The 18,181-nt window shown below is 50.6% G+C and carries 18 protein-coding genes, 1 tRNA gene and 1 pseudogene; 18 read left to right on the forward strand and 2 right to left on the reverse strand.

The features are described from left to right. Nucleotides 1–11 precede the first annotated feature (11 nt). The 18 genes and pseudogenes from IO95_RS13785 to IO95_RS23540 all read left to right on the forward strand — a co-directional run bounded on the left by IO95_RS13785 (nt 12) and on the right by IO95_RS23540 (nt 16,416). Complete coding sequence (locus IO95_RS13785; RefSeq protein ID WP_023490554.1) at nt 12–1,220, forward strand: phage major capsid protein; 1,209 nt, start codon at nt 12–14, stop codon at nt 1,218–1,220. Nucleotides 1,221–1,260: 40 nt separating this feature from the next. Then, nucleotides 1,261–1,503 (forward strand): hypothetical protein, encoded by a 243-nt coding sequence (locus IO95_RS13790; protein ID WP_023490555.1) that lies wholly within the window; start codon nt 1,261–1,263, stop codon nt 1,501–1,503. A 35-nt stretch (nt 1,504–1,538) separates the two neighbouring features. Beyond that, entirely contained in the window at nt 1,539–1,862 is a 324-nt protein-coding gene (locus tag IO95_RS13795) for a head-tail connector protein (RefSeq protein WP_023490556.1), read from the forward strand. A 3-nt stretch (nt 1,863–1,865) separates the two neighbouring features. Then, nucleotides 1,866–2,204, forward strand: coding sequence for a phage head closure protein (locus IO95_RS13800; protein ID WP_023490557.1), 339 nt, complete (start codon nt 1,866–1,868; stop codon nt 2,202–2,204). Further along, on the forward strand, nt 2,201–2,617 hold the full coding sequence (locus IO95_RS13805; protein WP_023490558.1) for an HK97-gp10 family putative phage morphogenesis protein: 417 nt from the start codon (nt 2,201–2,203) through the stop codon (nt 2,615–2,617). Before IO95_RS13800 ends, IO95_RS13805 begins: the two co-directional genes overlap by 4 nt. Continuing rightward, nucleotides 2,614–2,961, forward strand: coding sequence for a DUF3168 domain-containing protein (locus IO95_RS13810; protein ID WP_023490559.1), 348 nt, complete (start codon nt 2,614–2,616; stop codon nt 2,959–2,961). Before IO95_RS13805 ends, IO95_RS13810 begins: the two co-directional genes overlap by 4 nt. Nucleotides 2,962–3,023: 62 nt before the next feature. Further along, a pseudogene (locus IO95_RS26500) lies at nt 3,024–3,461 on the forward strand (phage tail tube protein); the annotation flags it as partial. 21 nt (nt 3,462–3,482) lie between these two features. After that, nucleotides 3,483–3,722 (forward strand): Ig domain-containing protein, encoded by a 240-nt coding sequence (locus IO95_RS26505; RefSeq protein WP_369794355.1) that lies wholly within the window; start codon nt 3,483–3,485, stop codon nt 3,720–3,722. A gap of 15 nt (nt 3,723–3,737) precedes the next feature. Beyond that, nucleotides 3,738–4,127, forward strand: coding sequence for a phage tail assembly chaperone (locus IO95_RS13820; protein WP_023490561.1), 390 nt, complete (start codon nt 3,738–3,740; stop codon nt 4,125–4,127). 20 nt (nt 4,128–4,147) lie between these two features. Continuing rightward, on the forward strand, nt 4,148–4,429 hold the full coding sequence (locus IO95_RS13825) for a DUF4035 domain-containing protein (RefSeq protein WP_023490562.1): 282 nt from the start codon (nt 4,148–4,150) through the stop codon (nt 4,427–4,429). Nucleotides 4,430–4,465: 36 nt separating this feature from the next. Next, nucleotides 4,466–7,798 (forward strand): phage tail tape measure protein, encoded by a 3,333-nt coding sequence (locus tag IO95_RS13830; RefSeq protein ID WP_023490563.1) that lies wholly within the window; start codon nt 4,466–4,468, stop codon nt 7,796–7,798. Beyond that, entirely contained in the window at nt 7,798–8,151 is a 354-nt protein-coding gene (locus IO95_RS13835; protein ID WP_023490564.1) for a phage tail protein, read from the forward strand. Before IO95_RS13830 ends, IO95_RS13835 begins: the two co-directional genes overlap by 1 nt. A gap of 7 nt (nt 8,152–8,158) precedes the next feature. After that, nucleotides 8,159–8,911: a phage minor tail protein L gene (locus IO95_RS13840; protein ID WP_023490565.1), complete on the forward strand. Its 753-nt coding sequence runs from the start codon at nt 8,159–8,161 to the stop codon at nt 8,909–8,911. 2 nt (nt 8,912–8,913) lie between these two features. Then, complete coding sequence (locus tag IO95_RS13845; protein WP_023490566.1) at nt 8,914–9,618, forward strand: C40 family peptidase; 705 nt, start codon at nt 8,914–8,916, stop codon at nt 9,616–9,618. Nucleotides 9,619–9,687: 69 nt separating this feature from the next. Further along, complete coding sequence (locus IO95_RS13850) at nt 9,688–10,473, forward strand: hypothetical protein (protein ID WP_023490567.1); 786 nt, start codon at nt 9,688–9,690, stop codon at nt 10,471–10,473. 52 nt (nt 10,474–10,525) lie between these two features. Further along, the gene (locus IO95_RS13855; protein WP_023490568.1) at nt 10,526–11,140 is read left to right on the forward strand and encodes a tail assembly protein; all 615 of its coding nucleotides are present in this window, start codon (nt 10,526–10,528) and stop codon (nt 11,138–11,140) included. Between the two features lie 59 nt (nt 11,141–11,199). Further along, the gene (locus tag IO95_RS13860; protein ID WP_081878564.1) at nt 11,200–14,658 is read left to right on the forward strand and encodes a host specificity protein J; all 3,459 of its coding nucleotides are present in this window, start codon (nt 11,200–11,202) and stop codon (nt 14,656–14,658) included. Nucleotides 14,659–14,718: 60 nt separating this feature from the next. Next, nucleotides 14,719–16,416: a prophage tail fiber N-terminal domain-containing protein gene (locus IO95_RS23540; protein ID WP_051791235.1), complete on the forward strand. Its 1,698-nt coding sequence runs from the start codon at nt 14,719–14,721 to the stop codon at nt 16,414–16,416. 185 nt (nt 16,417–16,601) lie between these two features. Here IO95_RS23540 and IO95_RS24200 read toward each other — a convergent pair whose 3' ends face one another. Both IO95_RS24200 and IO95_RS13875 read right to left on the reverse strand, forming a co-directional pair. Then, entirely contained in the window at nt 16,602–17,783 is a 1,182-nt protein-coding gene (locus tag IO95_RS24200) for a tyrosine-type recombinase/integrase (protein WP_023490006.1), read from the reverse strand. Between the two features lie 162 nt (nt 17,784–17,945). Next, nucleotides 17,946–18,020 (reverse strand) — tRNA-Arg (locus tag IO95_RS13875). Between the last annotated feature and the right edge of the window lie 161 nt (nt 18,021–18,181).

The raw sequence follows: 18,181 nt of genomic DNA on the forward strand, positions 1-18,181 counted from the left end.
AGAATTACACCATGCCAGTTGAAATCAAAGATGTAGAGCAGGTCGCGCAGGATCTTCAGAAGAAGTTTGATGAGTTCAAGGAAAAGAACGATAAGCGTGTGACAGCTATCGAGCAGGAAAAAGGCAAGCTGGCGGGGGAAGTTGAAACTCTCAACGGTAAGCTTTCAGAACTGGATGCGCTGAAGTCCTCTCTGGAAGAGGAACTGAAGCAGGTCAAGCGCCCTGGCGGCGGTACCCAGACCAAAGAAGCCAGCGAGCATAAAGCTGCCTTCATGAACTTCGTTCGCAAAGGGAAGGAAGATGGCTTGCGCGAACTGGAGCAAAAGGCTCTACAGGTTGGCGTTGATTCTGATGGCGGCTATGCAGTGCCGGAAGAACTTGATCGCACCATTCTCGACCTGCTGGCTGATGAGGTTGTGATGCGACAGGAAGCCAACGTTATGAGCATTGGTGGATCAGACTATAAGAAGTTGGTTAACTTGGGCGGCACAGCATCCGGATGGGTTGGCGAAACCGCTGCACGTCCCGCAACCGACGCCTCAAAGCTGGGGCAGATCACTCCGTTCATGGGGGAAATCTACGGTAACCCACAAGCCACCCAGATGATGCTTGATGATGTCTTCTTTAACGCCGAAAGCTGGATCAACAGCGAACTGGCTTCCGAGTTCTCCGAACAGGAAGAAATCGCCTTTACCAGCGGGAGTGGCGTCCTGAAACCAAAGGGTTTCCTGGCCTATGCCTCAGCGCCAACCGATGATAAAACCCGTGCATTCGGCGTGCTACAGCATATCGCTTCCGGCGCTGCTGCCGGTGTAACGGCGGATGCGATCATTAAACTGGTGTACACCCTGCGCAAAGTGCACCGTGGTGGCGCTAAGTTTATGATGAACAATAACTCCCTGTTCCAGGTGCGCATCCTGAAAGATGCCGAGGGTAACTATCTGTGGCGTCCAGGGCTGGAGCTTGGCCAGCCTTCCATGCTAGCGGGTTACGGCATCGCTGAAAATGAGCAGATGCCAGACATCGCAGCAGATGCCAAGGCTATCGCGTTCGGTAACTTCAAGCGCGGCTATACCATCATTGACCGCATCGGTACCCGCATTCTGCGTGATCCATACACCAACAAGCCGTTTGTGGGCTTCTACACAACCAAGCGTACAGGCGGCATGCTGGTTGACTCACAGGCCATCAAGTTGCTGAAGATTGGTACCACAGCTTAATCGTCAGGGGCTTTGGCCCCTTTTTTAATTGGAGTGACGAATGCTTAAATTACTGCAAGAGTTGAAGTGGTCGCCGAATGGCTGCGTGGTTGAAACCATTCCTGCCGGTGAATACCAGGAGGATGATCTTCCAGAGCGCGCGATAGTTATCGCCGGTGAGCTCAAGATCATTGAATTCATTGACGGTGGCGGCGGCCAACAAAATGCTGGCAAGCAGCCAGAGCCAGAGCCAGAGCCAGAGCCAGAGCCAGAGCCAGAGCCAGAAAAAAAAGGTAAAAAATAACCCGCCGCGTGCGGGTTTTTCTTTGGAGTCAACGAATGATCCCTTCCTTGGAAGAACTGCGCATTCAGTGCCGTATAGATTATGAAGATGCTGCTGAGGATCAGCTTTTAACTATCTATGTTGGAGCTGCCCGAAAGAAGGCTGAGAAATTCATTAACAGAAATTTATACGATGTAGCGGTGCCGGAAGATGATGCTGACGGGGTGGTGATTAGTGACGATATCAAGCTGGCGTTAATGCTTCTTGTTGGTCACTGGTACGAAAACCGTGAGCCTGTAAACATCGGCAACATCACATCAACACTGCCCTATACCTTTGAAGCACTGATGGGGCCTTATCGATTTATTCCAATGAGGTGATTTATGCAAGCAGGCCGACTGCGTCACCGCGTCACCATTCAAAACTTTGTCACGGTGGAGTTACCATCCGGCACTGAAATTGAAGAGTGGCAGGATGGAAAAACCGTATGTGCTGAAGTTATGGGGATTAGCGGGCGTGAGTTAGTGGCATCCGCAGCAGAAAAAGCAGAGGCAACAATCCGCGTCTGGATGCGTTACCGCACAGACGTTACAGCATCTTCCCGTCTCTTGTGCCTTACCGGCCCGTTTCGTGGCTCTATTTTGGAAATCACCGGCCCACCTATTCCCGATACGAAGGGAACCCGGCTGGAGATCCTTTGTAAAAGTGGGGTGAAACCATGATCGATACCAGGCTGGATTTTTCCGGGCTGCTCGATATCTCCAAGGATCTGGATGTGTTGAGTAAGGCTGAAAGCCGTAACGTGTTGCGACAGGCAACGCGGGCAGCGGCCACGGTCTTTCGTGACGAGGCTCGGGAGCGTGCACCGGAGAAAACGGGTAAGCTGAAACGCAATATCGTTGTCATTAACCAACGTGCCAATGATGGCGGCGCGGTCGCAGGTGTCCATGTTCGCAGTGCTGGCAAGGCAGAAAACCGCAATAACTCTTTCTACTGGCGCTTTGTCGAACTGGGTACATCGCATATGCCAGCAGTTCCATTCATCCGCCCGGCGTTCGACGCTAGACAGGATGATGCAGCGGCGGCTGCGTTCGCGAAAGCCAACGAAGCGATCGACAAGGTGTTATCAAAATGACTGAGGCCGATCTCAACCCGCTGCTAAAACCGCTGGTTGGTGGGCAAGCGTATCCTTACGTGGTCAAGTTGACCCCAGAGGGAATGCCAGCTGTAAAGCCACCGTGGATAATCTACACGGTGCCCGATGAAAATCGTGCCGATGTATTTTGCGGTACCGCAGAAACCGCTTACCTGGCACAGATCGACGTGTACGCCAGCAGCATTGACCAAGCGAAGGAACTCCGTGCCAAAGCTGAGCAGGCGATCGCTGTTCTGTCTCCGGTAGAAATACACCTGTTCAGCGGCCACGAACCCGACACTGGACTTTTCCGCGCCTCGTTCGAGTTCAAAGTCTGGCAATAGCCAAAAAATAATCATTATCCCGACCTGCCAAGTGCGGGTTTTTTAATGTCTGGAGAAAACTCATGACAGCTAAGTTCGAAAAAACACAAGGCACGGTGGTGAGCATTTCCGCTACCGAAGCCAGCGAAGCCAACCCGGCAGGCATTACCTGGCTATCCACATCATGCTCAGCCAAAGAGCTCAGCTATACGGGTGGGCAGAAGGACGATATCGAAGTAACCACCCTCTGCTCCACTGAAAAAGAAATGACCAACGGGCTATCGGCACCGGCTGAAATGACCATCAACAAAAACTGGAGCGCCTACGATGACGCTCAAGATTCACTGATGGCAGCCTACGAAACGGACACCCGCCGCGCCGTTCGTGTGATCTTTCCGTCTGGTAATGGGTTCGCTTACCTGGCTGAGGTACGCCAGAACAGTTGGAGCGTTGCCACATCCGGCGTTGTTTCGGCCTCTTTCACGCTGCGCATTATCGGTAAACCAATACGAATCTTTGCGGTAAACATCCCGGTAACAGGTGTGATTCTAGATAAAACCACGGCCAGCGTATCTCTTGGTAATAGCCTGCAACTTACCCCGACGATAGCCCCAACAACGGCAACAAACAAGGCTGTTACCTGGACATCCTCAAACCCGGCAAACGTCATGGTTAGCACAGCGGGTGTTATCACCGCCCTTGCGGTCGGCACATCAACGATCACCGTTAAGACTACGGACGGCGGGAAAACCGCTACGTGTGTCGTGACGGTCACAGCCTAATAGGAACATCACCCCATGGCAGGAAAAAAACTGAATCTGAAGGCGCTGGCCTCGGCCCCAATGGGGGGATTTCGCACAAAAACCGTCACAGTTGAGGAATGGGAAGGGGCAACGGTGGTGTTGCGAGAGCCATCCGGCATGGCGTGGGTGGAGTGGCGACAGATTATCACCCCGAAAGAAGGTGAAGTTCCTGGGGAACTGAGCGCGGCGGTGGCTGCTCGGCGCAACGTTGATGCCGATGTTGTGCTTTTCATTGATGCGCTACTTGATGAAAGCGGGAAGCATGTGTTTACCGCAAATGACAAGGAGCTGGTTGCGGGAATTTACGGGCCAGTGCATGCACGCCTACTGAAGCAGGCGCTTGATCTTAGCACTACCCCGGCAGATGCCGAAAAAAAGTCCTAGAGCCTGAAACTCAATTCCTGATGAAGTTGGCGCTTCGCCTGGGAAAAACCCTGGGCGAGATGCGCCAGTCGGTGAGCATTAGTGAATTACGCTTGTGGATGGCTTTTGACCATATAAACCCCATCGGTGATGAGCGTAACGATTACCGTGCCGCGCAAATCACCGCCGCAGTCTACAACTCCCAGCGAACAAAAGACCCGTTGTCTATCTCCGATGTGTTATTGCGTTGGAACGCTACGGAAGATGCAAAAGAAGAAAATGCATCAGAGCTTGAAGCCTTCCTAGGAGATCTGGCTGATTAACACCCGCTCATGCAGCGGGCTTTTTATAGGTGAGATATGGCATCGCTGCGTGAATTAATCATTAAAATTTCGGCCAACGCCAGTTCGTTCAAGTCTGAGATTTCCCGTGCGTCACGCATGGGGGCTGACTATTACAAAACGATGGAGCAAGGTGGCAGGAAAGCAGCCGCCGCCACACGCCAGCAACAGCAGGCAATTCAGGCTTTGAATACTGAACTGGCCTCTGTTGCCGGGGTTGCAGCAGGTTTGACGGGGGTAGTTGCGGGCGCGTTTGCCGTGGACTCACTTATTACCACTGCGGATAACTGGGGGCAGTTGTCGTCACGCATCAAAATGGCAACAGGTTCGGCGGATGAATATAACCTGGTGCAGCAACGGCTGATGGAAATCAGCGATCGCACCTACAAGCCGATCGAGGAACAGTCCGAGTTATTCATTCGCAGCGCCAAGGCAATGCAGGAGCTGGGTTACAACACAGCAGGAACCATTGACTTCATTGATTCCATTTCTAGCTCGCTGACGATCAACGCCGCCAGTGCTGAAAAGGGGGCCAGAACAATTGATGCCATGTCTAAATCTATGGTGACCGGCAAAGTTTCTGGTGATGAGTGGAAAACCGTGATGGAGGTTATGCCGACAGTGATCGGCGACATTGGCCGATACCTGGGTATCACTGAAACCGCCGTTAAAAAACTGGCCAGTGAAGGTAAGCTCTCTATGCAAACCTTTTCTGATGCAGTTATTGCAGCGCAGAAGCGTAACGCAGAGTTGGCGGATGCTATGCCAACCACTGTCGGCGATGCGATCACCAAGCTTTCCAATCATTGGAAAAAGTATGTCGGTGAAACTAATGAGGCGCACGGTACTACGCAGGCGCTGTCTGCAGGGATAGGGCACCTTGCGGACAATATCAACACGGTGGCAACCGTCACTGGCCTACTGATTGGCGTTGGTGTGTCTCGCTATTTTGGCGGTATGGCTCAATCGATCAGCGGTGCGACAATTGGCGTGATCCATGCGCAAAAAAGTGAGGTAGCCCTCGCCGCTGCTCAGGTTGAGGGTACAAAAGTTGCTGTGGCAAGGGCAAAAGCGGCTGAATATCGTGCGCAAAAGGCACTGATTGCAGCAAGGGGAACGGACGGACAGGCAGCGGCAGAAAGGCGTCTTGCTGGTTCTCAGGCCGCAGTAACCCGCAATATTGCTGCAAGAACAGCGGCACAAACCGCGCTAAATAGCGTGACCTCGGTAGGGTCACGTCTAATGTCCGGCGCGTTGGGGCTTGTTGGCGGTATCCCCGGCTTACTCATGCTGGGAGCTGGAGCATGGTACTACATGTACCAACAGCAAGAGCAGGCGCGGGCATCAGCACAGGAATACGCCGCTCAGATAGACCAGGTAAGAGAAAAAGTTAAGACAATGTCGTTGTCCCAGACGGCAGATGAAGGCAAGAACGCCCAGAAGGCACTTGTCGAGCAAAATAGACTGATTGATGAGCAAGCTGCGAAAGTTAAAGCGTTACAGAAGGATATTGAAACGCTAAATCAGGCCAGGGCGAATCCATCATATTCGGCAAGCATCAGAGATGCCGACCTTGTTGACGGGATAGCAAAAGCAACTTCGAATCTTGCTGTAGAGCAATCAAGATTGTCTGATATGCAAAGCCAGGCAAAGACGATCCAGGAGGCGCTCTCAGGAATAGAAGAGCAGCGTAACTCTCTCATCAGTAAAAGTGTTGCAGAACAGAGTGCCGCATATAACTCATTGCTAATGATGACAGGGGAGCATACTGAATTTAACCGAGTGCTGGGAATCGGTAACCAGTTATTAGCATCCCGTCAGGGATTACTTGCTAACGGCCCACTTCGTTTGCCGCAGGCAACAGTTACAGACTCAGAGCAGCAAGCGTTATTGCAAAAGCAGCAGGCTGCAGAACTGGCTGGGTTTGATGGTGTTGCTCGAGTAACAAAACAGGCCGAGTTTGATTTGCTTAAAATGGGCAAAACTGGCCCCGAAAACGCCACGTTTGCCGCAGAGTGGACGCAGGCTGCGGTGAAGGAGCATAACGAAACCCAGCGGCTATCGCAGGCCAAGAAAGCAGGCACGGCTGCAACCAGCGCACATAATAAGGCTGAAAATGAGGCCGCTCGTACCGCCGAGCAGTACAGCCGAAAAATTGCCGACCTGAGTATTGCTGTAGACGTCCAAAGGGTTAGGGCAACTCAGGGGGAGAAAGCCGCCGAACTGTACGCGGCATCTCATGAGAACGGTGCAAAGTGGACTAACGAACAGCGGAAAGCGATCGAGTCGTCAGCTGTAGAGTTGGCGACCTGGACGCAAAAAGCCGACGAGGCTGTCAGAAAGCAGCGTGAAATGGCTGACGCATTGAAGGATCTGACTGATGCCGCCCGTAAATACAGCGATGAGGCCACGGCTAGCAAAAAAGCTCGCGGTATGGGGCAGCGTCAGCGTGATTATTTTGATGAGCGTCAGCAGGTTGAACGCATTTTCGATAAATCGGATAAAGGAACAGAAGCGTTTACTGCCAAGGCTGCAGCACTTGATGCGCTCGACTCAAAATATAAAGCAGCCAAAGCCGCCGAAGCGGATTGGATGGCTGGCGTTAGTGCTGGTATGGCTGATTGGGTTGACGAGGCATCAAATTATGCTGGGCAGGCAGCGAGCGCAACAAACAATGCCATGAGTGGCATGGTTACTAACATCACCGAAATGCTGAACGACAACAAAGCATCATGGAAAGACTGGTCTATCAGCGTGCTGAAGGAGATAGAGAAGGTCCTGGTTAACGCAGCGATGGTCGGTGTAATAAAATCAGTTGCTGGTGGCATGATGGGTTCACTTGGTGGCGCTGCTGCATCAAGTGGCAGCAGTGCATTTAGCAGCGGAGCATTCAACAGTTTATCCCTCTTCGATGGTGGTGGGTATACCGGATCAGGCGGTAAGTATGATCCTGCTGGTATTGTGCATCGCGGTGAATTTGTCATACCCAAAGAAGCGACTGAGCGTATCGGTGTAGAGAATCTCTATGCGCTGATGCATGGTAATGTTGGTGTTGGGGACCTTCGTGGCTATGCAAATGGTGGTCTGGTATCACCGGCCCTCAGCCCCTCTTTGAATGTTCGCCCTACCACTGCCAATCTGCCACCGGCAATGCGTGATGCTGCGAGTAACGCAACGATTGTGAATATCACAATCAACAACGATGGACAAAGCACAGTCTCTACCCCACCCGGCATGGAACAGTTTGGCAACGAACTCGCGCAGTTTGTTGATCAGCGGTTTAAGTCTTTACTGCAGAAGGAAACTGGGCAGGGGCGGATGTTAAGCACAGCAATAAAGGGGCGTAGGTAATGGTACTAGAAACATTCAATTACTGCGCCCGCGTTAACCCTGTTGGCGAGCACACATTTCGCGTTCGCGAGGTTCAGTTCGGCGATGGATACAAGCAACGCGTTGGTGATGGGTTGAATGGCGAGCATCAAAGCTGGCCTATGACCTTCATCGGCAATTGGCAGCGTATTAACGAAATCCGCAATTTCTTTCGACGACACGCAGGGTATAAGGCGTTTAAGTGGACAAGTCCCAACTTTGAGCTTGGGCTATACACGTGCAAAACCTACCAGGTTACCGCGATGGGGAAAAACTCCCTTGGCGAACCAATGTACCAACTTGCGGCTACATTCGAAACTGCATTCCATCCGTAGGGAAATCATGTCTATCAAAACAGATCACCAGGTGTTAGCGCCTGGGAGTAAAGTGCGCCTGTTCGAAGTGGACGGGAGCCAATATGGTGGGCCGGAACTGTATTTTCACAGCCACGCTATACCACACACCCCTGAGGAACTGGAGAATGCTGGTGATGATCCGGCGAAGCTGCCCGCAAAACCGATCTGGTGGGGAGGCCGAGAGTACAAGCCATGGCCAGTGCAAATTGAAGGGCTGGAGGTAACCAGTGACGGTACGGCCCCGAGTCCAACGCTATCGGTCGGTAACATTGATGGCACGGTCGCTGCTATGTGTCTGGCATTCCAAAATTTAGCGCTGTTCAAAGTGACGATCCGCGATACCTATGTGCACTATCTTGATGCACGTAATTTCCCAGAGGGTAACCCGAGTGCTGATCCAACACAGGAAAAACTAGACGTCTGGTATATCGACCGCAAACTGACCGGCACCAATACAGTGATCCAGTTTGCGCTCTCATCACCGGCAGACCTGCAGGGCATCATGATCCCGACCCGGCAGATTCACGCGCTGTGTACCTGGTGTATCCGTGGCCAATACCGTGGGGCGTCATGCGGCTATACCGGCACCCTGTATTTTGATATGGACGGCAACCCGGTTGATGATCCGTCAAAGGATGCCTGTTCGGGTCTGGTGTCCACCGGCTGTGAGCCCCGGTTCGGCAAAGGTAACCCACTGCCGCACGGCGGTTTTGTTGGTTCGTCATTGCTAAAGAGGTAGCCATGCGCAAACATATCACCACCGCTATGCTGGCTCATGCGGCGGAAGCTTACCCCGCAGAGTGCTGTGGGCTTGTAACTCAAAATGGACGCCGCCAGCAGTACCACCGCTGCCGCAACACCGCGCCAGCGCCGACTGAACAATTCAGCATGCACCCGGATGACTACGCGACAGCTGAGGACGCAGGCACAATCATTGCGATAGTCCATAGCCACCCCGACTGCACAACCCAGCCAAGTCAGCTCGACCTTGCTCAGTGTGACGCGTCACAATTGCCGTGGGTAATCGTGAGCTGGCCAGAGGGGGACATAAGGACGATCACCCCAGCTGAGGGCATCAAGCCTTTGCTTGGTCGCCCATTCGTTCATGGCTTCTGTGATTGCTACGCAATCATCCGCGATTGGTACCAGCTAGAGCGAGATGTAACGTTGCCAAACTTCGAGCGGGCAGACGGGTGGTGGATCCGGGGTGAAAACCTCTACATGCAGCACTATGCCGAAGCCGGTTTTTCACCAGCGGCAGGTGATCTGCAGATTGGTGACGTAATCATTATGCAGATACGAGCGGATGAGCCGAACCATGCAGGGGTTTATGTGGGTGATGGGGTGATGATCCACCACATGTACGGGCAACTAAGCACCCGCGTCCCATATGGTGGATATTGGCAGGATAGGACGGTGATCACTCTGCGCTATAATGCCAGTTAACTGATAGTGATCTCCAAGTCAACAGATGCTACGATTTGATACCGTTGCGATTTAACATGGAGATATTAAATGCTTGCCAATGTAACACCGTTAAGGGTAGTTAGAAAAATTAGCGCGGCACTTCTATTGTTAGTCATAAGCACCAATGTTAATTCAGAAATACCTTTAGCAAAAAAAGATGTTATTTGGTTAGAGAAAAAACAAGGAATAAAAGACCTCGAATGCTCTGCTTACCGCCAGTTATATGCCGAGGAGGGAAAGGCGACCATACCCCAAAATATTGGGTTTGATATAAAAGAAGATTACTTTAAGAATAAGCATGTTTTTGAAAATGGGAAATTGATTTGCTTATTCGAAGTAGATGTATTGAAAAAAGACAAAACTAAGGTTAGCGTTGTAGAAGAGGCTCTAATAGATGGAGTGAAAGTTAGTTTTTACCACTGGGGCGGTTCGGGAACCATTGGTGGTGGATATAATGATAAATCATCGTGGAGCCTTGGGTGCAAGACCGACTCCATGACAGACGATTTAACTTGTTATATTTACAAGGGGTCTTTTTATTTGCATAGAGATAAAAATGGCTACATGGTCGCTGTCGGTAGTGAGCACTTCCCTAATACGCCAGCATATATTAGGTTTGGAAAAAGCAAACCTCTTGAGTCTGGTGGGCATGGTGTTTTTTCACTGGTGGACTCAAAGTCAATAATTGATACACTATCTAGTAGTGATAAAGATAAGGTGGTTACAAGGTATACAAGGTGGCCATATGAAAATCCCATAGATGAAGAATTAAATATAAGCTATTTCAAATCGTCAATAAAAATATTGGATGCTATTTACGAAGCACATAAATGAATAGCCAAAAGTCAAAAGCCCGCCATTGTGCGGGTTTTTTATTGGAGAAAATATGCCAATCACAACGCACGAATATCGAATGGTCAGACTCTACGGCGTCCTCGGCGCAACATTTGGCCGGGTTCATAAGCTGGTGGTATCTACACCGAAGGAAGCCATCAAGGCGCTGTCTGTCACTATTCCAGGGTTTGAAAAGTTCCTACAGACCGCCAAAGATCGCGGCCTGACCTTTGCAGTATTTAACGGTAAGCGAAATATCGACCGTGACGAGCTAGAGTTCTCTGGTACCGATGATATCAGAATCGCACCTATCATCATCGGTAGCAAAAGCGGCGGGGTATTTCAGACTATCCTTGGTGCTGTGCTGGTGATCGCTGGCGCAGTTGGGATGTTCACCCCATTCGGCCAGGCGCTAGGCGGCGCAGCCTGGGGATCTTATGCAATGCAGATTGGTGGCGCAATGATGCTCGGTGGCGTTATCCAGATGCTATCCCCGATGCAGGGCGGGCTGGCAATGCGAGAGAGCCCAGATAACAAACCCTCGTATGCATTCGGCGGTCCTGTGAATACGGTCGCCCAGGGTAATCCTGTACCCATTCTATACGGCAAGCGGCGGATTGGTGGTGCAATCATTTCAGCCGGGATATTCGCTGAAGATCAGCAGTAACGTAATCACCCTCAATCATGCCCGCTCAATGCGGGTTTTTTTACGCCCGGAGAAACTTAATGTCAGCAATTATTGAAGGTCGCAAGGGTGGCGGTGGTAGCCAGCATAGCCCTGTTGAATCACCTGACTCCCTGCAGTCCACATCACACGCCAAGATTTTGCTGGCGTTGGGCGAGGGGGAGTTTGCAGGCGGGTTAGACGGCACAAACATTTTTCTCGATGGCACGCCGATCATCGGCCCGGACGGCTCCGAAAATTTCCCCGGCGTTAAATGGGAATTTCGACCGGGCACGCCAGATCAGACGTATATTCCCGGCATGCCAAACGTCGAGAACGAAATCACGGTCGGTACCGAACTGACCAGCCTTAATCCCTGGGTGCGCTCGCTGACCAACACCCAGCTTTCAGCAATCCGCCTGCGCTTTTCGTGGCAACAGCTTCAACGGCAACAGGATAACGGCGACGTCGTGGGCTATCGCATTGAGTACGGAATTGACGTGGCCACCGATGGAGGCACTTATCAGGAGTTGTTAAAGACGGCGGTGGATGGCAAGACTACGACGAAGTATGAGCGTAGCCACCGCATTGATTTACCGAAGGCCACAACCGGATGGCAGATTCGTGTGCGCCGTATTACACAAAACAGCAGCAGCAACCTGGTTGCTGACAAAATGGTTATCGAATCACTCACAGAGTTGATTGACGTCAAACTCCGGTATCCAGAAACCGCGCTGCTGTTTGTGCAGTTCGACGCGAAACAGTTTCAGAATATCCCGCAGATTTCCTGTGAGCCGAAGGGCAGCATTATCCGCATACCAACGACTTACGACCCGATTGCTCGAACTTATACTGGCGTATGGGATGGTAGCTTTAAATGGGCTTGGACGAATAACCCAGCCTGGATATTTTACGATTTGCTGATTAATGCCCGTTACAGCATCGGTACCCGCGTTCGTGCAGAGAATCTGGCGCTGACGAAATGGGACTTGTACACCATTGCGCAGTATTGCGATCAGTTGGTACCGGACGGGCGCGGTGGCGGTGGCATGGAGCCGCGCTTTATATGTGACGTTTATATCCAGTCGCAGGAAGAAGCCTGGTCAGTTCTGCGCGACTTCGCCAATATTTTCCGTGGTATGACGTTCTGGGCCAACAACAGTATGAACGTGCTGGCCGATATGCCCCGCGATGTGGACTACATCTACACCCGCGCCAACGTTAAAGACGGGCTGTTTACCGACGCCAGCGCCAGCGAGAAAACACATTACAGCACCTGCATGGTGAGCTGGAGTGACCCGGCGAACGGTTATCAGGACTCGGTTGAGCCAGTATTCGATAACAACCTGATCCGCCGTTATCAGGTCAAGCAGGCCGAAATCACAGCCATAGGGTGCACGCGGCAAACCGAAGCAATCAGGCGCGGTAAATGGTTGCTGCTGACCAATGAGAAAGACAGAGTGATCAGTTTTACCGTTGGTGCTGATGGCAATATACCACTGCCCGGCTGGATCATTGGTGTTGCAGATGAAGCCTTTGCTGGCCGTCCCCTCGGTGGTCGTATTAGCTCAGTATCCGGGCGCAGTATCACACTTGATCGAGAATCGTCGGCGGTGGCGGGTGAACGCCTGATTGTCAACCTGCCTAGCGGTAAGTCGCAGGCCCGCACTATTCAGTCAGTGAATGGCCGAGTTGTGACGGTCACGACGAACTACAGTGAAACACCAGTTGCAGAATGCGTGTGGGCTGTTGATGCTACAGACTTGGCCATTCAGTTATTCCGTGTCACCGGCATTACTGAGGCTAATGACGGCATATCGTTTGATATCACGGCCATCGAGTATGACCCGGACAAGTACGCACGTATCGATACCGGTGCGCGGATTGAAGACCGCCCGATCTCTGTTATCCCGCCTGGCGTCCAGGCACCGCCAACAAACGTCAGGATCAGCGAGAACTCAGCAACGATTCAAGGGCTGGCCGTTGCCACGCTCTACGTGACATGGGACAGGGCCGAGAACGCGATAGCTTACGAAACAGAATGGCGTCGGGATAACGGTAACTGGATACCCGGCCCAAGAGTATCAACGCTAGGCTTTGAAATTGAGGGTATCTACGCTGGTCGCTATCAGGCCCGTGTCCGGGCGATAAACCCGGTTGAGATTTCGAGCGTGTGGGCTAATGCCCTGGAACAGCAGCTCTACGGCAAAATCGGCGAGCCACCCGCGCTGGCCAGCTTTACGACCACAGGGCAGGTGTTTGGCATCGTGTTGAACTGGGCATTCCCGCCCGGTGCTGAAGACACCCAACGCACTGAAATCTGGTACAGCACGCAGCCAGACGGCTCAGGCGCTATGCATTTGGGCGATTACGCTTACCCTCAACGGAGCCACACCATGACCGGTCTAGCCGCTGGCGTGCAGTTCTTTTTTCAAGCTCGACTTGTCGATCGTCTAGGCAATACCGGGCCGTGGACTGTATGGACGCTGGGAGCGTCTAGCAATCAAGCTGACGAGATACTGGACTATCTGACGGGGGAAATAACTAAAACTCAGTTGGGTAAAGATTTGATCGGCCCTATCGAGGACGCAAGTCAGCTAAAAAACATGTGGTCTATCAAAGTTGGCCAGACGTGGGATGGAAAGCTTTACTCTGCGGGGATCGGTGTCGGCGTGGAAAACACCCCAGCAGGCATGCAGAGCCAAGTGCTTTTCATGGCTGACCGGTTCGCGTTCTTAAACGTGACAAATGGCGTGATTTCCACGCCGTTCGCTATTGATGGCGGGCAGACATTTATCAATTCTGCGTTTATCAAAGACGGTACAATCACCACTGCAAAAATCGCAGAACAAATACAATCCGTTAATTATGCAAATGGTGCTTCTGGTTGGGCTATTAATAGCGAAACAGGTAATGCTCAATTTAATCAAGTGTCCGTGCGGGGAATTATTTATGCGGACGGCGGGTATTTTGCTGGAGAACTTCGCGCTGCAACGGGTCGATTTTCTGGCACTGTATATGCAAATAGAATTGAAGGGGATTTAGTTGATATTAACAACATGCTGACGAATGTTAATGTCAGCAGATGGATAGAAAGAGGTGGTTACGTTGACATACCAATTGCATACATACAAAACGCTGAGTTTAATAGGCGCGGATTTATCACTGGAATGCTGCATAGAATAATGCTGTATCGGAGTGATGATTGGAAGAAAAAAATTTACGCTCAACCCGGCAGTGTTGTTAGCGCCGTAGGTCTGGGTGGGGCCATTAGTGATGTTCAACTGCTTTTAAACGGCTCGATAATAGCTCAAACAGACAGCTGGAATGATGAAAATATTGCCAAGGGTGGCGGGGGTTCAATACCTACAACACCGTTTAGCATTAACGCTAATATCGGCACTAGTTATTTAGTGTTGCGCATTAAAAACTCGGGTAGAGAGGGTAACTGGATTAGTTGTGCGTTACAATGTGCAATAACAACCTCTCGGGCAACGCCCAACATAGTATTTCTTGTATAACCAAATTAATAATCAATTATACCCGCCACTGAGCGGGTTTTTTAATTGGAGAATAAAACCATGACAGTAATCAGCGGTATTCTGAAGGATCCTATTGGTGGCCCACGATCCGGTGTAGTCATTGAATTACGCGCAGTCAGAACTTCGGCAACGGTTGTTAATCAGGCTCGCTCTCAGTCGATCACTGATGCAACTGGCAAGTACACGTTGACTGTAGAGCCTGGCGCATATGACGTAACCGTTACGACAGATGGTCGCCAGCCTGAGCGTGTGGGCGGCATCACAGTAGCGCTTAACTCAAAGCCCGGCACGCTCAACGATTTCCTGACAATGCCGGGCGAAGCAGATCTAAACCCTGCAATTGTGGAAGCTGTTGATCGTATGCGTGCAGAAGCAGCAGCATCAGCAGCAGCGGCAAAGATTAGTGAAGTGAATGCAAAAACCAGCTCAGATAATTCCGCCTCGGTTTTAGCAAATACGTACACTAAGGACAATATTAACAAACTAAATGCGACAGCCAGTTACCTTTCAAATACAGTAACATGGCAAAGGGTGGGGAAAATTGCAAACTTTGGCCAGAATGGCCGAACACTAATGATCCATTTAGGTGGAAATGGTGGGTATAACGGAGGCACCGGAAATAATGGTTTTGCGACAATCATTATCAGATCGGGAAATGGTACTGTAACAACAATTAATAAGCCAGGTAGAGCCTCTGTTAGTGCATACGTGACCGCAGGAACGCTAATTTTAGACATCGGACTCATCGAATCTGCAGCTAATACATATGAGCTTTATATTAAGTACGATAGTTTTGCTAGTAACATTACTGCGACGATAGACAATACCTCAATTTCAGATACGTTTAGCAATTGGACTTGGGATAGAACAGTTATAGATGAGCCTGAGATTATTTTAGGACATGAGATAGTTAAATCGTGGACCTCTACTAATCTAGTATCACCTTTAAAAAAAGGCGATTATGGGCTGGGGGGCACTGATCCAATTAATGAAATAGATGCTAATACCATCAGTGCTAACGGCTTTATCAAATATGGCCCAAATACGCCGAATGCCGAAGGACCGGGATATTGGGCTGGAATCAGTGGTGGTTTTGACTCTACGTCTCGATGGACTATGGTCTTCGGCATTGGTTCGCCGTCGAACAATAAGATAGCTGTCCGGGGACGAACAAGCGCTGGGGTGTTTTCCCCCTGGTCTATACTATGGCACAGTACTAACACCACGGTCGATGCGAACGGCTTCATCAAGAAAGCATCCCCGATAGTCAAATTGTTCGGCGATGGCCAGTGCGAACTGAATGACGAAAGCCACAGTGTGACAACTGAGCGCATCAGCGAGGGTGTCTACCGGATTTCTGGCACTCTCGGCTTTAACTCTGATGCTGAATGGGGCGGTGTTGACGGTGGAATTGAGATACCGATAGATCGCAACAAGCTACCTCTTGTGTGGGTGGATTATGAAGTCGATGAGGCGGGCGACTTGCTGATCAAGACTTTCCACCGCATCAATTCGACCGCCCCGGAGTTCGCCCAAAACGTCAAAGCCGGATACAAGGAAGGTCAGCCGATCGACATTCCTGCTGGGCGCTGGATCGATCTGCGCGTAGAGATGCCAGCAGGTGACGAACCTGAGCCGGTGATTGAATCTGAATCAATCCAGCAGCCCGAGGTAGAAACTGATCAGCCTGCCGAGCTGGAACAAGGGGATACACCCGAGGCCGAAACCAAGAAGTAAAACTTTATGCACCCCTGGCGTTTTTCGTCGGAGGTTTTACCATAGTTTTACCATTTTTTTACCATGGTAAAATTACAGACATAAAAAAACCAACCGTAACAGGTTGGTTTTTCTACAAAAAGTTGGTCGGCATGAGAGGATTCGAACCTCCGACCCCCGACACCCCATGACGGAACGGATTCTGGTTAAATTACATCCCCATCAATCCAGTCAGCCCACCACTGCATCATTTCACGCCGAGTGTCTAAATACTTGGCGTGGTTATATATCCCGCGGGTTCCCGCGCTATTAACGTGAGCAAGCTGTGCCTCTATAGCATCACTATTCCAGTGCTTTTCATTTAACACGGTACTGAATTGATGCCTAAATCCATGGCCTGATGTCCTGCCTTCATAACCGATCCGGCGAATAACACCCAGGATCGTGTTTTCACTAATGTATTTATTCTTGTCACTTCTCCCCACAAAAACATATTTATAATTTCCGGTTATTGGCTGCAGCCCTATAAGCAGATCTATAACTTGCCGTGACATAGGCACAACGTGCAATCTTCTTCCCTTCATGACTTCAGGATCGACGGTTATCAGCGCGTTTTCAAAGTCGATGTTTTCCCATGTCATTGTGCGGAGCTCTATCGTTCTAAGTGCCGTGTATTGCAAAATCTGAGTGGCCACTTTTGATATAACGCTACCGCCATAACTTGCCAGCGCTTTATTGAATTCGTGGATCTGATCCATGGGGAGGAATGGATAGTTCTGCTTTCTGTACCCCTTCATAGCATCAACCAGATCAGGCGCAGGGTTGTACTTTGCGCGGCCCGTCACAATGGCATAGCGGAAAACCTCACCGCATCGCCGCCTGGCTTTATCCGCTCTTTCCATGGCACCACGTTCTTCATACAATCGAATCACTTTCAGCAATACCATTGGCTCGACTTCTGCCATTGTTAAATGGCCAATGGTGGGCAGAATGTCATCCTCAAACATGGTTTTAATATCTGCAGCGTATTTGATAGACCATACCGCTGATTTGTGCGCATGCCATTCATTGAAAATACTTCCAAATGAATCTTCAACCGCACCTGGTTGTAGTGGTTTCTGTCTTTTTTCCACCTGCTTGAGTTCTGCAGGATCAATACCAACAAGCAATTTCATTTTTGCGTCTGATTGCTTAGATCTTGCCTCGGTTAATCCGATCTCAGGGTAGGGGCCAATGACTAACGTTTTCTCTTTACCGTCGAAACGGTAACGCATGCGCCAGACCTTCTTTCCGCTTGTTGGCACAAAAAGAAACAGACCGCCAGAATCAGCCAGGCGGTATGCCTTCTCTTTTGGTTTTGCTGCATCTATCTGCTTGACTGTGAGCATGTGGGCATAATTCCGCATGGTTTTTTCATTGTGCCCACAATATGCCCGCAAAAGGTCGTTGTAGTCAATTCGCTTTGATTCTTTTATGTTCGCAATGAAAGCGCTTAAAGGCTTATGTGGCGGGGGTTTGTTCGCTTTGGGTTATGTCGGTTCGCTTTGAGATGGTGTCCCCTGCAGGAATCGAACCTGCAACTAGCCCTTAGGAGGGGCTCGTTATATCCATTTAACTAAGAGGACGCTGAGCAGAGATTATACTCTTTGATCAAGTCGTTATCTTACCGTAATTCCTCATGATTTTTCAAGTCATCCTCTGCGCGCGGTTCAGTGAGCTTTTCGGTGTTTGTTCACTCAGGGTGGCAAGAGACAGGGCAGATGCAGGCTCATATTATGTCAATGAG

It is taken from the genome of Serratia sp. DD3 (assembly GCF_000496755.2).

Excerpts from the sequence above, each read along its gene's own strand:
- IO95_RS24200 (WP_023490006.1), bottom strand. The coding sequence starts at position 17,783 with ATGCTCACAGTCAAGCAGATAGATGCAGCAAAACCAAAAGAGAAGGCA.
- IO95_RS13790 (WP_023490555.1), top strand. The coding sequence starts at position 1,261 with ATGCTTAAATTACTGCAAGAGTTGAAGTGGTCGCCGAATGGCTGCGTG.
- IO95_RS13795 (WP_023490556.1), top strand. The coding sequence starts at position 1,539 with ATGATCCCTTCCTTGGAAGAACTGCGCATTCAGTGCCGTATAGATTAT.
- IO95_RS13830 (WP_023490563.1), top strand. The coding sequence starts at position 4,466 with ATGGCATCGCTGCGTGAATTAATCATTAAAATTTCGGCCAACGCCAGT.
- IO95_RS13825 (WP_023490562.1), top strand. The coding sequence starts at position 4,148 with ATGAAGTTGGCGCTTCGCCTGGGAAAAACCCTGGGCGAGATGCGCCAG.
- IO95_RS13800 (WP_023490557.1), top strand. The coding sequence starts at position 1,866 with ATGCAAGCAGGCCGACTGCGTCACCGCGTCACCATTCAAAACTTTGTC.
- IO95_RS13835 (WP_023490564.1), top strand. The coding sequence starts at position 7,798 with ATGGTACTAGAAACATTCAATTACTGCGCCCGCGTTAACCCTGTTGGC.
- IO95_RS13845 (WP_023490566.1), top strand. The coding sequence starts at position 8,914 with ATGCGCAAACATATCACCACCGCTATGCTGGCTCATGCGGCGGAAGCT.
- IO95_RS13850 (WP_023490567.1), top strand. The coding sequence starts at position 9,688 with ATGCTTGCCAATGTAACACCGTTAAGGGTAGTTAGAAAAATTAGCGCG.
- IO95_RS13820 (WP_023490561.1), top strand. The coding sequence starts at position 3,738 with ATGGCAGGAAAAAAACTGAATCTGAAGGCGCTGGCCTCGGCCCCAATG.
- IO95_RS13840 (WP_023490565.1), top strand. The coding sequence starts at position 8,159 with ATGTCTATCAAAACAGATCACCAGGTGTTAGCGCCTGGGAGTAAAGTG.
- IO95_RS13860 (WP_081878564.1), top strand. The coding sequence starts at position 11,200 with ATGTCAGCAATTATTGAAGGTCGCAAGGGTGGCGGTGGTAGCCAGCAT.
- IO95_RS13785 (WP_023490554.1), top strand. The coding sequence starts at position 12 with ATGCCAGTTGAAATCAAAGATGTAGAGCAGGTCGCGCAGGATCTTCAG.
- IO95_RS23540 (WP_051791235.1), top strand. The coding sequence starts at position 14,719 with ATGACAGTAATCAGCGGTATTCTGAAGGATCCTATTGGTGGCCCACGA.
- IO95_RS13805 (WP_023490558.1), top strand. The coding sequence starts at position 2,201 with ATGATCGATACCAGGCTGGATTTTTCCGGGCTGCTCGATATCTCCAAG.
- IO95_RS13810 (WP_023490559.1), top strand. The coding sequence starts at position 2,614 with ATGACTGAGGCCGATCTCAACCCGCTGCTAAAACCGCTGGTTGGTGGG.
- IO95_RS13855 (WP_023490568.1), top strand. The coding sequence starts at position 10,526 with ATGCCAATCACAACGCACGAATATCGAATGGTCAGACTCTACGGCGTC.